Origin of the sequence: Cupriavidus sp. KK10 (assembly GCF_018223725.1) — a bacterium.
Classification (GTDB): Bacteria; Pseudomonadota; Gammaproteobacteria; order Burkholderiales; family Burkholderiaceae; genus Cupriavidus; species Cupriavidus necator.
Map to the genome: position 1 here is coordinate 1,639,560 of NZ_CP073677.1, position 13,998 is coordinate 1,653,557.

Here is a 13,998-nt window from a genome sequence, read left to right on the forward strand (position 1 = left end):
GTGCTTCAGCGTGGCGCGGGCACGATGCCGGTGTCGCGTTGCAGGTTCAGCTTGCCGTGGAAGTTGACGTCGCCGATGCGCCCGTCGGCGTCGAAGCTGCGCTCGCTCAGGTCGAAACGGCCATCGTGGCGCACGCGCAGCACCGTGCTGGCGCGCGTGCCGTACAGCGGCGAGCGGATGAATGCCGACGACAGCAGCTTTTCCCATTCCGGCGCCACGCCCGTGGCTGGCAGTTCGAAATCCGCCGCCTGGCGCGCGTCGGCGAGCATTTGCAGGTAGGGCTCGGCGCTGGCGTTGGCCTGGCCGCTGTCGGCGGCCAGCACCTCGGCCAGCGCGCCCACGCGGCTGCGCACCTTGGGCCAGGGCGTGTCGAGCAGGGCGTTGGACAGGCCGTACAGCCCCGGGCGCAGCCGTTGCGGCTGGCGCGAGGCGGAGCGGTTGCTGTACCACCAGAGTTCACGCAGGTCGCTCGCCAGCAGGTTGAAGCCGTTGTAGCAGCCGTCTTCGCCGGCGAGGCCGTCCAGGTAATCGAACGGGGCCGTATGGCCGCGCAGGAAGCCGGCCACCAGCTCGCCGCGCGAGCGCGCGTCGGTGCGTTTTTCGGACGGGGCGCGGTAGTTGGTCAGTGCGGCGAAGCGGCCGTCGGCGTTGACGCCCATCCAGGTGCCAGGCTCGCCGATGACTTCCGCCAGGTCGCGCCCAGCCAGCACCTGCGGTGCATCCTGCCACCAGTGCGCGGCCGCCGCGGGGCGGACATAGAATTCATCGCGGTTGCCGGCGACGACCAGGGCATAGTCCGGGTGGGATTGCCAGGCAACCAGGATCAGACACATCGCTTTGCTTCCTTTGCCGCCGGGGTTGCTGCAGTGGCACCCGGCGTACTTCAGTCCAACGGCAGACGTCTATAGCACGTCCAGGTCCACAAAGTGCTCGGCCCGCCGCTCGCCATCCACCCATTGGTCCAGCCCGCTCTGCCGCCACAGGCCTTCCAGCGTGGCATCGAAAGCAGGCGGCACGTCGGCGTAGCATTCCATCCAGGTCTGCACGCCGGCGCGGGTTTCCGGCCTGCGCATCAGCGTACCACCAATTCCGGTTGCTTCGGCGACCGTCTCCATCCAGCGGTGCCAGTGCGGTAGCGCCTCGGCGGCGACGGCTTCCGGGACGCGGAAATAGACGTAGAGGTGATCGCTCATGGCAGGTCCCTGTGGGTTCAGCCAGCGGCCTGGGCGGCCTCGCCCAGCGGCACCTCGTAGGGCAGGGCGGCGGTGGCCACCGCTGCGCCCTCGGCGCTGCCCAGGCGCAGCGCGCTGGCGGCGGCATCGATCTTCAGCTCGGCCAGGCCGGCCCATCCGCCCTGGGGTGCCGGCGCGGCATTGACGATCATGCCGCACGGCTGGCCCGGATCTTCCGGACGATAGATTTCAGCCGCCGGTGCCGGCACTTCGCCTTCGCCCTGCACCAGCCACATGCGGCGCTTGAGCGTGCCGCGGTACTGGCTGCGCGCCACGATTTCCTGGCCGGGATAGCAGCCCTTGCGGAAATTGACGCCGCCTACCAGTTCGAAATTGATCATCTGCGGCACGAACTGCTCTTGCGTGGCCGCGACGATGCGCGGCAGGCCCGACTGCACTTCCAGCCAGTCCCACAGCGCGGGCGACGCATCCTGCAGCGAGGCGGCAAGCGCCGCGCGCACCGCCTCGGCCCGCTCGGCCGGCAGCACCAGCTGCCAGCGCGGCTGGCCGGCGCCATCCGGCAGGCGGATCACGGTGACGCCGTCGGCTTCGGCGACGGCAAAGGCGACCTCCGGCGCGGGCAGGCCGGCTGCGGCCAGGGCCTTGGCCGCGCCCGCCCCGGCGAGGCCGAGGACAGCATGGGTGGGGGTGATGTCGGACAGCCTGGCCTTGGCGCGCAGCACGAACATCGACAGGCGCTTCTGCACCGGGGCCTGGATGTCAGCCGACAGCTGCAGCACGATGCCTTCGGCATCGCGCCACATCAGGAAGGTGGCGAGCAGCCGCCCCTTGGGCGAGCAGTAGCCGGCCAGGCGGGCCGCGCCGGCCTTCAGGTCTTCGACCGCATTGGTCAGCTGGGTGTGCAGGAAGCTGCCGGCATCGTCGCCGGCCACGCGGACCAGGCCGAGCCCGGCCGGGCTGCAGACGATGCCGCTGCCGCTCAAAGCTTCAAGGTTTGCGGCGAGTTCCTGGGCTTGGGCATTCATCACTGACATTGCGTGGCAATCGTTGAGGCAATTCGGGAGAGGGAAGGCACCGGTCGTGCGCCGTGCCGGGCGGGCCGTCAAGCGGCGCCGGCGCCGCGGCGCATGGTCGGTGCGAGGCTGCCGGTTATTATATGGGGCTATGAGATTTTCGGCCGGCGCCGGCAGCACGTGGCGGCAAGCGGTGGCGCGCAAGCCCTCCGACGGATCCGGTCAGCCGCCCCTATTTTTGATACATGAAACGATTTTTCCTTAGTCTTGGCCTGGCCATCCTGGTATTCGCGCTGGCGGCCGTGGGCGCGTTCGCGTGGTGGGCCAATCACCCGCTGCCCCTCAACAAGTCGCCCATGGAGGTGGTGATCAAGCCCAATTCCGGCGTCGCCAGCGTCGGCCGCCAGATCCAGCGTGGTGGCGTCGGCATGGACCCGCGGCTGTTCATGCTGCTGGTGCGCCTGACCGGCCACGGCCCTGACCTGAAAGCCGGCGGCTATGAATTCGAGACCGGCGCCACGCCGCTGTCGATCATCGGCAAGCTGGCGCGCGGCGAGGTTACGCACTATGTAGTCACGGTGATCGAGGGCTGGGAATTTCGCAAGATGCGCGCCGCCGTGGACGCCAGCCCGGCGCTGCGGCACGACACCCGGGACATGTCCGACGCGGAGCTGATGAAGGCAATCGGCGCGGCCGAGACCTCGCCCGAAGGGATGTTCTTCCCGGATACCTACCTGTTCGCGCGCGGCAGCAGCGATGTCGAGTTGTACAAGCACGCCTACCGTGCCATGCAGCGGCGCTTGAACGAGGCCTGGAACGCACGCTCGCCCGACCTGCCGTACAAGACCCCGTACGAAGCCCTGGTGATGGCGTCGATCGTCGAGAAAGAAACCGGCCAGGCCGCCGAACGGCCGATGATCGCCGCCGTGTTCATCAACCGGCTGCGCAAGAACATGATGCTGCAGACCGACCCGACCGTGATCTACGGCCTGGGCGATGGCTTCGACGGCGACCTGCGCAAGCGCGACCTGCAGGCCGACACCCCGTACAATACCTACACCCGCACCGGCCTGCCGCCCACGCCGATTGCGCTGCCGGGGCTGGCCTCGCTGGCGGCGGCCACCACGCCGGCGCCATCCGACGCACTGTACTTCGTCGCACGCGGCGACGGCAGCAGCCATTTCTCCAACTCGCTTCCCGAACACAACCGCGCGGTCGACAAGTACCAGCGCGGCAAATAGGCATTCCATGCGCGGAAAATTCATCACGTTTGAAGGCATCGACGGCGCCGGCAAGAGCACCCATATCGACTGGGTCGCCGACCGCCTGCGCGCACGCAGCGATATTGCCGGCGTCGTCACCACCCGCGAGCCCGGCGGCACGTCGCTGGGCGAAGACCTGCGGCAGATCCTGCTGCATCGCAAGATGCACCTGGAAACCGAGGCGCTGCTGATGTTCGCGGCCCGGCGCGAGCATATCGCCGAGGTCATCGCCCCCGCGCTGGAGCGCGGCAAGTGGGTGATTTCCGACCGCTTCACCGACGCCACCTTCGCCTACCAGGGCGGAGGCAGGGGCCTGGCCACCGAGCGCCTGGAAGTGCTGGAAGACTGGGTGCAGGGCGGCCTGCAGCCGGACCTGACGCTGCTGTTCGACGTGCCGCTGGAAACCGCCAGCGAGCGGCTGGCCGGGGCGCGCGCGCCCGACCGGTTCGAATCCGAATCGCGCGCGTTCTTCCAGCGCACCCGCGACGAATACCTGCGCCGCGCGGCCCAGTCGCCGCAGCGCTTCCGGGTGATCGACGCCACGCGCAGCATTGCGGACATTCGCGATGAACTTGAAAAAATCATCGCAACTGTCTGATTTTTGGCCGATATATGCCTGGCGTGATAGATGTGAATGCCGCGCCATTGTGGAATCGCAATGGCAGGGCGTTCATTAGGTAAAACTTGAAGTTAGATCGCTAATCTACTGATTCACATGCTATATCCCTGGCAGAAGGAAGACTGGCAACGGCTCGGCGCGCTGCGTGAACGGCTGCCGCATGCCTTGCTGATCCATGGCCAGCAAGGCATCGGCAAGCGCGACCTGGCCCTGCATTTCGCGCAGGGACTGTTGTGCGAGGCGCCGCTGCCGGACGGCCAGCCCTGCGGCCAGTGCGCCGCCTGCCACTGGTTCAGCCAGGGCAACCACCCGGACTTCACCGTGGTGCGGCCCGAGGCGCTGGACGCCGCGGCCGAGGCCGAGACCGACGAGGGCGGCAAGAAGAAGGCGCCCAGCAAGATCATCCGCATGGAGCAGGTGCGCGCGCTGATCGAGGCCGTTGGCGTGGGCACGCACCGGGCCGGGCTGCGCGTGGTGGTGGTGTATCCACTCGATGCGCTGCAGACCGAGGGCGCCAACGCACTGCTGAAGACGCTGGAAGAGCCGCCGCCGTCCACCGTGTTCCTGCTGGTGACCGACCGCCTCGACCGCATCCTGCCGACCATCTTGTCGCGCTGCCGCCAGTTCTCGACCCAGCGCCCGACGCCGGAGGCCGCGCTGGCCTGGCTGCGCGGCCAGGGCGTGGCCGATGCCGAGGCCCAGCTGGCGCTGGCCGGCGGCTCGCCGCTGACCGCGCTGCATGCCGCCGAGGCCGAGGAGCAGCCGCTGCAGCGCTGGCTGGTCGGCCAACTGGGCGCCGCCGCCGCCTTCGACGCCTCTGCGGCGGCCGAGCAACTGCAGAAGCTGCCGGTGCCTGCCGTGCTTGGCATCCTGCAGCGCTGGACGTACGATCTGCTGACGCTGCGCCTGGACGGCAGTGCCGCGCCGCGGTACCTCCCCAAGGAACGGGCCGTGCTGGCGCGCTGCGCCGAGGCCACCGACGCGCGCCGCCTGCAGGCCTTTGCCACCCGGTTGGCCGCGCACCGCCGCAGCGAGAACCATCCACTGGCGGCCCGGCTGGTGATGGAGGCGGTATTCCTGGAATACCGCCAGCTGTTCCGGTAGTACGCCTGGCAGTCAAAAAAAGCCATAACAACAAGCATTACCGTCATTCAGGGGGTCAACCATGAACACAGCAGTCGCCGGCGCACCGCCCGCTGCGCCAACTGGCAGCGGAGCGGCATCGCGTCCCAATGTGCTGTCCTTGTCGATCAAGGACCAGGCCGGGCTATATGCGGCCTATATGCCGTTCCTGGCGCGCGGCGGCATCTTCGTGCCGTCGAACCGGCCGTTCCGCCTGGGCGAGCAGGTGTTCCTGGTGCTGTCGCTGCTGGACCGGCCGCAGAAATACCAGATCGCGGGCCACGTGGCCTGGATCACCCCGGCGGGCACGCCGATGAAGACCCCCGGCGTCGGCGTGCATTTCCCTGACGACGACAACGGGCGCAACCTGCGCCGCGCGGTGGAGGAGATCCTGGGCAAGATGCTGGAGTCCGGGCGCCCCACACAGACCTTATGAACGTTGTGAGGTTGTTCTCACAATATTTTGATTTTCAATGAATTTTTCACTTCGTATTGCCGAGCCCCGCGACCTGCCGGGCATCGTCGCCATCTATAACAGCACCGTGCCCTCGCGCATGGTCACCGCCGATACCGAACCGGTCACCGTGGCCTCGCGCCAGGCCTGGTTCGACGCCCACCAGCCCGGGCGCCGCCCGCTGTGGGTGTGCGAGGACGCCGACGGCCGCATGGCCGGCTGGATGAGCTTTTCAGATTTCTATGGCCGCCCGGCCTACGGTGCCACTGCCGAGGTGTCGATCTACCTGGACGCGCAGCGCCGCGGCCAGGGGCTGGGCCGCTACCTGCTGCAACAGGCCATCGACCATGCGCCCAGGGTCGGCGTGAATACGCTGCTCGGCTTTATCTTCGGCCACAATGCGCCCAGCCTGGGCCTGTTCGCGTCGCTGGGCTTTACGCGCTGGGGCGACCTGCCGCGCGTCGCCGTGCTCGACGGTGTCGAGCGCGACCTGATCATCGTCGGCCGCCGCGTGGACTGAGCCACCCGCCAACAGAGATTCCCCATGTTTGTCGATTCCCACTGCCATATCGATTTCCCCGAGCTGGCTGCGCGCCTGCCGGAACTGCTGGAGAATATGCGCGCCAACCAGGTCACGCATGCGCTGTGCATCTCGGTCACGCTGGAAGACTTCCCGCGCGTGCTGGCGCTGGCCGAGCAGCATCCCAACCTGTACGCCTCGGTCGGCGTGCATCCGGACTACGAAGAGGGCGAGGAACCGACGCTGGAGCGCCTGGTGGAGCTGTCCGCCCACCCGCGCGTGGTCGGCACCGGCGAGACCGGGCTGGACTACTACCGCCTGAACGGCCGCAGCATCGCCGACATGGAATGGCAGCGCGAGCGCTTCCGCACCCATATCCGCGCCGCGCGCCAGACCGGCAAGCCGCTGATCATCCATACCCGCTCGTCTGCCGACGACACACTGCGCCTGATGCGCGAAGAGAATGCGCGCGAGGCCGGCGGCGTGATGCACTGCTTCACCGAGACCTGGGACGTCGCCCGCCAGGCCCTGGACGAGGGTTTCCATATCTCGTTCTCGGGCATCGTCACTTTCAAGAGCGCGGCCGACCTGCAGGAAACCGCGCGCAAGGTGCCGCTGGAGCGCATGCTGATCGAGACCGATTCGCCCTACCTGGCGCCGGTGCCATACCGCGGCAAGACCAACGAACCTGCCTGGGTGCGCCATGTGGGCGAGTTCATCGCGCAGCTGCGCGGGGTGCCGGTGGAACAGGTTGCGGAACAGACGACGGAAAATTTCTTCAATCTATTCAAGCATATTGACAGGGAATCGCATGTTTAACATGAAGTTTGCCCGACGCGCTGCCGGCGCCCTTGCGCTAGTCGCCGCCACGCTGGCGCAGGCCGCGCCTGCCGACGACATGCGCAAGGCCGTCGAATTCGACGACGCCAACACCGTCAAGAAGCTGCTGGCCAAGGGCGTCGATCCCAATCTGGTGGACAGCCGCGGCAACCCGGCGCTGGTGCTGGCGCTGCGCGAGAAGTCGCTGAAGGCGGCCACGGTGCTGATCCGCGCCAAGGACATCGATTTCGACAAGGCCAACCCGGCCGGCGAGACCCCGCTGATGATGGCCGCGCTGCAGGGCGAGCTGGACATGGTCAAGCTGATGGTCGACGAGATGGAGGCCGAGGTTAACAAGACCGGCTGGACGCCGTTGCACTATGCGGCCACCAACGGCCACAACAATGTGGTCAAGTACCTGGTCGACCAGGCCGCCTATATCGACGCCGAGAGCCCCAACGGCACCACGCCGCTGATGATGGCTGCGCGCGGCGGCCATATCGAGACCGTCAAGCTGCTGCTGGACGAGGGCGCCGACATGCGCTTGAAGAACCAGCAGGGCATGACCGTGATCGACTTTGCCGAGCGCTACAACCAGGCCGAGATCGCCAAGGGCCTGAAGGTGCGCTGGCAGAAGCTGTACCCCCAGACGCCGATCGTGGCGGCGCCGCCGCTGAAGGCGCCCACCGGCGAGCCGGGCGGGCAGCGGCCCGCGGCACAGCAACCCGCGGCGCAGCAGCCCAAGACCAAGGGCTGGTAAGAGCTCATGCCGGCGATGACCGTCGGCGCACGCCTGCGCCAGTGGGCGCGCGGGCTCAAGGCGAGCCTGCTGACGCTGTGGTTCTGCAGCCGCCATCCCGGCACGCCGTGGAGCGCGCGGCTGCTGGCCGCGCTGGTGGTGGCCTATGCCTTCAGCCCGATCGACCTGATCCCCGATTTCATCCCGGTGCTGGGCTATGTCGATGACGTGCTGCTGGTGCCGCTGGGCATCTGGCTGACGCTGCGGATGATTCCACCGGCGGTAAAGGATGAATGCCGCGGCCGGGCTCAGGCGTGGCAGGCCACGCATGCAAAACGGCCGCGCAATCGCGCGGCCGCCGTGGTCATCGTGCTGGTGTGGGTGTTGCTGGCCTGGCTGGCATGGCGCTGGCTGGCGCCGGCCTAGACATCATCCGCCAGCCGCACCCCGGTGAACTGCCAGCGCTGGTGCGGATAGAAGAAGTTGCGGTAGGTCGCCCGGATATGCGATTCGGGCGTGACGCACGAACCGCCGCGCAGCACCATCTGGCCGCTCATGAACTTGCCGTTGTACTCGCCCACCGCACCCGCGTTCGGGCGGAAGCCCGGATACGGCAGGAAGGCGCTGCCGGTCCATTCCCACACATCGCCGAACATCTGGCGCAGCACGCCTGAGGTGTTCTGCCGATCCGGCAACGGCCGCAGCGCGCGGCCTTCAACAAAATTCCCGGTGGCCGGCAGGCTGCGCGCCGCGTGCTCCCATTCGGCCTCGGTCGGCAGCCGGCGTTCGGCCCAGCGCGCGAATGCCTCGGCCTCATAGAAGCTGACGTGGGTGACGGGGCTGTCCGGATCGACCGGATGCATCCCACGCAGCGTCATCTGCCACCACGTGCCTTCGCGTTCTTCCCAATAGAGCGGGGCCAGGATGCCTTGCTCGCACACCCAGCGCCAGCCGTCGGACAGCCACAGCCCGGCCGTCTGGTAGCCGCCATCCTCGATGAATTCAAACCATTGCCGGTTGCTGACCGGGTGCGAGCACAGCGTGAACGGCGCCAAGTAGGCCTTGTGCCGCGGCCCTTCGCAGTCAAAGGCAAAGGTCTCGCCGCGGTGGCCGATCTCCACCAGGCCGCCGTCAAAGCCGATCCAGTCCGGCGCGGGCCGCGGGTCGGCAATCACCGGCTCGGGCAGTTCCGGGGCAAAGGCGGGGCGCAGCGGGTTCTGCGCGAACAGGTGCAGGATATCGGTCAGCAGCAGTTCCTGGTGCTGCTGTTCGTGCTGCAGGCCGAGCATGATCAACGCCGCCTCGTCATCGGTCTGGGCGCTGCCCAGCAGCGTCAGCATCGATTCGTCCACGGCTTCGCGGTAGGCCAGCACCTCATCCAGCGAGGGGCGGGTCAGCAGCCCGCGTTGTGGCCGCGGGTGGCGCGGGCCGACCGCTTCGTAGTAGGAATTGAAGAGGTAGCGGTAGTCCGGGTCCACCGGCTCGTAGTCCGGGATGCGCGCGGCCAGCACGAATTCCTCGAAGAACCATGTGGTGTGCGCCAGGTGCCATTTTGCCGGGCTGGCGTCGTCCATGGACTGCACGGTGGCATCGGCATCGGACAGGTCGGCCACCAGGGTCTCGGTGGCGGTCCGTACGTGGCGATACTGCGAAAGCAGGGCGGGTTCGTGCGGCGGATGGAGGGCGGCGGCTGGCAACAGGGCTGAAGTCATGCGGGCTCCCGGGAGTGGATCGGTCGATGACTGCAGGCGGCGGGACAGCCGCGGGCAAATAGCCGGGGCCGGCGCGCCGCCCATGGCACGCGGGGCGCCGTAGCGCCCCGATCCATCATAGACCTGATCCGTCCGCGGGGCGAGCCGGCGCCGTCCTGCAGCGCCGGCCGGCCCTCGGGACCTCAGGCTGCCAGGCGGCCGGCGTCGTTCAGTGCCGCGATTTCGGTGCGGGCGCTGGCCAGGCCGGCTTCGCGGAACTGCGGACCCATGGCCAGGCCGTGGGCACGCACGTAGCTGATGTCGGTGATGCCCAGGAAGCGGAACACGATGTCGACGGTCTTTTCGTGCAGGTCCAGCTCATTGGCATCCTGGCGCACGCCACCGCGCGACGACACCACGATCACGCGCTTGCCGCCGGCCAGGCCCACCGGGCCGTTCTCCGTGTACTTGAAGGTGCGGCCAGCCTGCGCGATGCGGTCGATCCAGGCCTTGAGCTGGCTGGGGATGCTGAAGTTGTACTGCGGCACGCCCACCACCAGCACGTCGGCGGCCAGGAATTCGCCCAGCCATTGCTCGGTGCGCTGCAACTCGGCTTCCTGAACGGCGTTCAGGCCTTCCTTCGGGCCGCCCAGCACGGGCAGCAGGTTGCCGGACAGGTGCGCCGGAGCGTCCTGGTCCAGGTCGCGCACGGTGACCTGGGCGCCCGGGTTGGCGGCGACGAGGTCGGCTACCACGCTGGCGGTCAGGCTGCGCGAAACGGAGTTGTCGCCAAGGACGCTGGAATCGATCTGCAGGATGTTCATGTCTTTCTCCACAAGGGTGCGGTTGCGATGGATGAAAGATAGCGGCTGGCCATTGGTATCGGTAGTGAGGCAAAATGCAAATGATTGTTCTACCGGCGCAACGCCAGCCTGGCGGGCGCACGGTGATCCCGGAGCCATCCATGCAAGACCTCAACGACTTGTCCCTGTTTGCCCAGGTGGTCGAACACGGCAGTTTTTCCGCGGCCAGCCGCGCCTCCGGCGTGCCCAAGTCACGCCTGAGCCGGCGCATCGCCCAGCTGGAACGTGACCTGGGCGTGCAGCTGCTGCGTCGCACGACACGGCAGGTGCGCGTTACCCCGCTTGGCGAATCCTTCTACGAACGCTGCCGCGCCATGCTCAATGAGGCCAAGGCGGCCCGCGAGGTCATCGAGCAGGCGCGCGAGCAGCCCGGCGGCACGCTGCGCGTGAGCTGCCCGATCGCCATCGCCCAGATCCTGCTGGCGCCGGCCATCGGCCATTTCATGCGCGCCAACCCGGCGGTGCGCATCGAGCTGGAGACCACCAACCGGCGCGTGGACGTGATCGGCGAAGGCTTCGACCTGGCGCTGCGCGTGCGCGAGTCCATGGAGGACTCCAGCCTGGCGGTGCGCACCTTCGGTGAAAGCCAGGTGATGCTGGTGGCCAGCCCCGCGCTGCTGGACAGCATCGGCCGCCCGCGCACGCCGCAGGCGCTGGATGGCATGCCCGGCGTGGGCCAGCCGCCCCACGACGGCAAGCATGTCTGGAACCTGCGCTGCAAGACCAGCGACTCGATCCAGATTGCCTATGAACCGCGCCTGGTCACCGAAGACTTCGTACTGCTACGCGAGGCGGCGATCGCCGGCGCGGGCGTGGCCATGCTGCCGCGGATGTATTGCCGTGATGCGCTGGAAAGCGGCGAGCTGGAACTGGTGTTGCCGCAGTACGACATGCCGGTCGGCACGCTGCATGCGGTTTTTCCGTCGCGCAAGGGCGTGACGCCTGCCACCCGGCGCTTTCTCGACTTCCTTGGCGAGGTCCTGCCCGAATGCGCATACAAGGCCGGCATGCTTGAACCGCGCCAGCCGGCCATGCACCGGGTGGTGTAGCGCAAGCCTCCCGGATGCGGCACGGCGGGATTGGCGAGGTGGTGTGCCGGTCGCATGCCGGCCAGACGGCAGCCTCGTATTTGCGGCTTTACCTTCACGCCGCCTCGCACTAAGGTACAGGGGCGAGCCTCGCGCGTGAGGGTAAAGGCGCTTGGCTTCAACAACCAACTCGACAGACAACGGCAAGGAGAACGGCCATGGGTGGCTCTCAGGGTTCCCAGGACTTGGGCAAGGCGCTGCTGCGCATCGTGCTTGGCGTGCTGATCCTGATGCACGGCATCGCCAAGCTGACCGGTGCGTCCGGAATGGGCTTTGTGGCGAAGGTGGTCGCCGACGCCGGGTTGCCGGCATGGCTGACCTACGGCGTCTACATTGGGGAAGTCATAGCCCCGATCCTGCTGATCATCGGGCTGTGGAGCCGCCTGGCGGCGCTGATCGTTGCGCTCAACATGCTGTTTGCGGTAGCGCTGGTGCATACCAAGCAGCTCGGCATGCTGGCCGATACCGGCGGCTGGGCGCTTGAGTTGCAGGGGATGTTCCTGGGCGCGGCGCTGGCGGTGGCCCTGCTGGGGGCGGGCCGGCTCAGCGTGGGCGGCATCAATGGCAAGATGAATTAGCCCGTCGGGTCAGATGGCGTACGCTGCGCCGGCGTTCCGGCGCCGGTGGCGCGTGTGCGTGCCTGCATGGCTGCATGTGCGCGCTGCCGCGGACTCATGGAGATGTATCGTGAAACCCTTCCGGCAGCTCTTTCCGGTTGTGGCCGCGGCGCTGGTCCTGTCAGGCTGCGCCAGCGTGCCCGACATCAAGACCGACTACAACCGCAGCACGGATTTCAGCGTCTATCGCAGCTTCGGCTTTGTCGAGCACCTTGGCACCGACCGCCAGGGCTATGAAAGCCTGACCACTCAGTACTTCAAGTCTGCCGTGCAGCGGGAACTGACCGCACGCGGCTACCGCTATGCGGCGCAGTCGCCGGACTTGCTGGTCAACTTCAATGCCCGGCTGCAGGAGAAGGTCCAGGTCAGCCCGGCGCCGACGCCGATGATGGGCTACTACGGATATCGCGGCGGGCTGTATGCGCCGTGGCCGGGCTACGGCTTCTATAACGACGTCTATACCTACACCGAAGGCACGGTCAACATCGACCTGGTCGACCGGCGCCAGATGAAGCTGGTCTGGGAAGGCGTGGCGGTGGGCAGCGTGGACACCAGCGACAAGGCCAGCGCCCAGCAGCGCATCGACAAGACCGTGACGCAGATCTTTGCCAAGTATCCGTTCCGGGTCGGGCAGTAGCGCCGGCTCCGGGCCATGTCAGGCTGCCGGCGGCGTGGTTGCTGCCCGGTCGATGGCATCCGCGACGAAGACCTCGGCCGGCTTGGGCGCGGACCACAGGTAGCCCTGGCCCAGCGGGCAGCGCAGCGCCAGCAGCGCTGCCCGCTGCGTGTCGGTCTCGACGCCTTCGGCCACACACTCCAGGCCCAGCTCGCGCGCCAGGTTGATCATGTTGCGGCAGATGGCGGCACGCTGGCCATGCCCGTCGACATCGACAACGAACGACCGGTCGAGCTTCAGCTGCGTGAAAGGCAGGTCCGCCAGCAGCTTGAGCGTGGCGATGCTAACGCCGAAATCGTCGATTGCCACACCGTAGCCCAGCAGCCGCAAGCGGTTCAGCGCGACCGACAGGGCCAGCGTATCGGGCACCGGATAGCCCTCGGTCAACTCCACTGTCAGCGCCTGCCGCGGCACGCCGCTGGCGGCCACCAGGGCATCAGACGCCTCCAGCACGCCCGACCGGCACAGGGTTTGCGCCGACGCATTGATGCCCAGCGCAATGTGGATGCCGGCTGCGCGCAGCCGCTGCTGCGCTGCCAGGCACTGGCGGGTCACAAAGAAGAACACCGGGTCGGCCGCATCCAGTGCTTCGAGCCGTGGGATAAAGAGGTCGGGCTGTACCAGGCCGTGCTCGGGATGGCGCCAGCGCACCAGCGCCTCGGCGCCGGCCCGCCGGCCGCTTGCAATGTCGTGCTGGGGCTGCAGCATGACCAGCAGGTCCGTGCCTGACTGGGTGGCGGCGAGCAGTTCCGCGTCGTCGGGTGACCACGCCGGCGGGGCGGACTCGCCCGCGGGCTGGCGCACCAGCGCATCGGCCAGGATCTCTTCCACCGCATCGCGCGACAGCGGCTTGCGCAGCGCGTGCACGCGCGGGATGCCGGCGGCGTGCGCCAGGCCGCGGTTTGAATCCAGGATGTCCTCCGCCAGCGCCGTCACCCAGACCCACATCGGCGCCGCCCCGGCAAAGGCATGCTGCCCCGCGCCGGTGCAACTCGGCAATCAGTTCGGGGCCGTTGCCGCCAGGCATCTCGATGTCGCAGAGCACGATGTCGAACGGTTCGCGTGCAAGGATCTCGGCCGCTTGCGTCCCGTTTTCAGCGCAGACCGGGGTCTGCACGCCTAGATGTCGCAGCAGTCCCTCGGCCGCGACGCGCTGGAACGGATGGTCTTCGACGACAAGAGCGCGCAGCCTGGCGTAGCGGATCGGCATGGGGGAGGGGGGAGGGGGAGGCGGCGGGCCGCCTGGAGTGCAATTCGATCGGGGGTTGCCGCATGGTAGCGCGGCGCCGCTGCGCCAACCACCGGATGGCGCAAAGTCTGCC

General features: G+C 67.8%; 16 protein-coding genes and 1 pseudogene. 11 read left to right on the forward strand and 6 right to left on the reverse strand.

Annotated features, from left to right (window positions below; genetic code table 11):
• Window positions 1-5: 5 nt before the first annotated feature.
• From KB879_RS08015 to KB879_RS08025, 3 genes are all read right to left on the reverse strand, one after another.
• On the reverse strand, window positions 6-833 hold the full coding sequence (locus KB879_RS08015) for an NRDE family protein (protein ID WP_153954819.1): 828 nt from the start codon (window positions 831-833) through the stop codon (window positions 6-8).
• Between the two features lie 69 nt (window positions 834-902).
• Entirely contained in the window at window positions 903-1,193 is a 291-nt protein-coding gene (locus KB879_RS08020; RefSeq protein WP_013956564.1) for a DUF4936 family protein, read from the reverse strand.
• Window positions 1,194-1,210: 17 nt separating this feature from the next.
• Complete coding sequence (locus tag KB879_RS08025; protein ID WP_211980991.1) at window positions 1,211-2,227, reverse strand: folate-binding protein YgfZ; 1,017 nt, start codon at window positions 2,225-2,227, stop codon at window positions 1,211-1,213.
• Between the two features lie 224 nt (window positions 2,228-2,451).
• On the opposite strand from KB879_RS08025, the gene mltG reads away from it, so the two are divergent.
• The 8 genes from mltG to KB879_RS08065 all read left to right on the forward strand — a co-directional run bounded on the left by mltG (window position 2,452) and on the right by KB879_RS08065 (window position 8,167).
• Window positions 2,452-3,447 carry an endolytic transglycosylase MltG gene (mltG, locus tag KB879_RS08030; RefSeq protein ID WP_013956566.1) on the forward strand — a complete coding sequence of 332 codons (996 nt, stop codon included), beginning with the start codon at window positions 2,452-2,454 and terminating at the stop codon, window positions 3,445-3,447.
• 7 nt (window positions 3,448-3,454) lie between these two features.
• Window positions 3,455-4,066: a dTMP kinase gene (gene tmk / locus KB879_RS08035; protein WP_013956567.1), complete on the forward strand. Its 612-nt coding sequence runs from the start codon at window positions 3,455-3,457 to the stop codon at window positions 4,064-4,066.
• Window positions 4,067-4,183: 117 nt separating this feature from the next.
• Window positions 4,184-5,191 carry a DNA polymerase III subunit delta' gene (locus tag KB879_RS08040; RefSeq protein WP_153954817.1) on the forward strand — a complete coding sequence of 336 codons (1,008 nt, stop codon included), beginning with the start codon at window positions 4,184-4,186 and terminating at the stop codon, window positions 5,189-5,191.
• Between the two features lie 61 nt (window positions 5,192-5,252).
• Window positions 5,253-5,645, forward strand: coding sequence for a PilZ domain-containing protein (locus KB879_RS08045; RefSeq protein ID WP_010810001.1), 393 nt, complete (start codon window positions 5,253-5,255; stop codon window positions 5,643-5,645).
• A gap of 37 nt (window positions 5,646-5,682) precedes the next feature.
• A complete protein-coding gene (locus KB879_RS08050; protein ID WP_153954816.1) occupies window positions 5,683-6,183 on the forward strand; it encodes a GNAT family N-acetyltransferase in 501 nt (166 codons plus the stop codon).
• Between the two features lie 24 nt (window positions 6,184-6,207).
• Window positions 6,208-7,002: a TatD family hydrolase gene (locus KB879_RS08055; protein WP_013956571.1), complete on the forward strand. Its 795-nt coding sequence runs from the start codon at window positions 6,208-6,210 to the stop codon at window positions 7,000-7,002.
• Window positions 6,995-7,762 carry an ankyrin repeat domain-containing protein gene (locus KB879_RS08060; protein WP_153954815.1) on the forward strand — a complete coding sequence of 256 codons (768 nt, stop codon included), beginning with the start codon at window positions 6,995-6,997 and terminating at the stop codon, window positions 7,760-7,762. Before KB879_RS08055 ends, KB879_RS08060 begins: the two co-directional genes overlap by 8 nt.
• Before the next feature lie 15 nt (window positions 7,763-7,777).
• Window positions 7,778-8,167, forward strand: a complete 390-nt coding sequence (locus KB879_RS08065; RefSeq protein WP_041228373.1) for a YkvA family protein — start codon at window positions 7,778-7,780, stop codon at window positions 8,165-8,167.
• Here the strand turns inward: KB879_RS08065 and egtB are convergent.
• Window positions 8,164-9,453 carry an ergothioneine biosynthesis protein EgtB gene (gene egtB / locus KB879_RS08070; protein ID WP_013956574.1) on the reverse strand — a complete coding sequence of 430 codons (1,290 nt, stop codon included), beginning with the start codon at window positions 9,451-9,453 and terminating at the stop codon, window positions 8,164-8,166. The two genes, KB879_RS08065 and egtB, sit on opposite strands and share 4 nt — an antisense overlap.
• A gap of 182 nt (window positions 9,454-9,635) precedes the next feature.
• On the reverse strand, window positions 9,636-10,256 hold the full coding sequence (locus KB879_RS08075) for an FMN-dependent NADH-azoreductase (RefSeq protein WP_013956575.1): 621 nt from the start codon (window positions 10,254-10,256) through the stop codon (window positions 9,636-9,638).
• Between the two features lie 140 nt (window positions 10,257-10,396).
• Here KB879_RS08075 and KB879_RS08080 point away from each other — a divergent pair, with 140 nt between their 5' ends.
• From KB879_RS08080 to KB879_RS08090, 3 genes are all read left to right on the forward strand, one after another.
• The gene (locus KB879_RS08080) at window positions 10,397-11,344 is read left to right on the forward strand and encodes a LysR family transcriptional regulator (RefSeq protein WP_013956576.1); all 948 of its coding nucleotides are present in this window, start codon (window positions 10,397-10,399) and stop codon (window positions 11,342-11,344) included.
• Between the two features lie 197 nt (window positions 11,345-11,541).
• Window positions 11,542-11,961: a DoxX family protein gene (locus KB879_RS08085; RefSeq protein WP_013956577.1), complete on the forward strand. Its 420-nt coding sequence runs from the start codon at window positions 11,542-11,544 to the stop codon at window positions 11,959-11,961.
• A 109-nt stretch (window positions 11,962-12,070) separates the two neighbouring features.
• Complete coding sequence (locus KB879_RS08090) at window positions 12,071-12,637, forward strand: DUF4136 domain-containing protein (protein WP_041227891.1); 567 nt, start codon at window positions 12,071-12,073, stop codon at window positions 12,635-12,637.
• Window positions 12,638-12,655: 18 nt separating this feature from the next.
• On the opposite strand, the pseudogene KB879_RS08095 reads toward KB879_RS08090, so the two are convergent.
• Window positions 12,656-13,886, reverse strand: a pseudogene (locus KB879_RS08095) (EAL domain-containing protein).
• Window positions 13,887-13,998 lie beyond the last annotated feature (112 nt).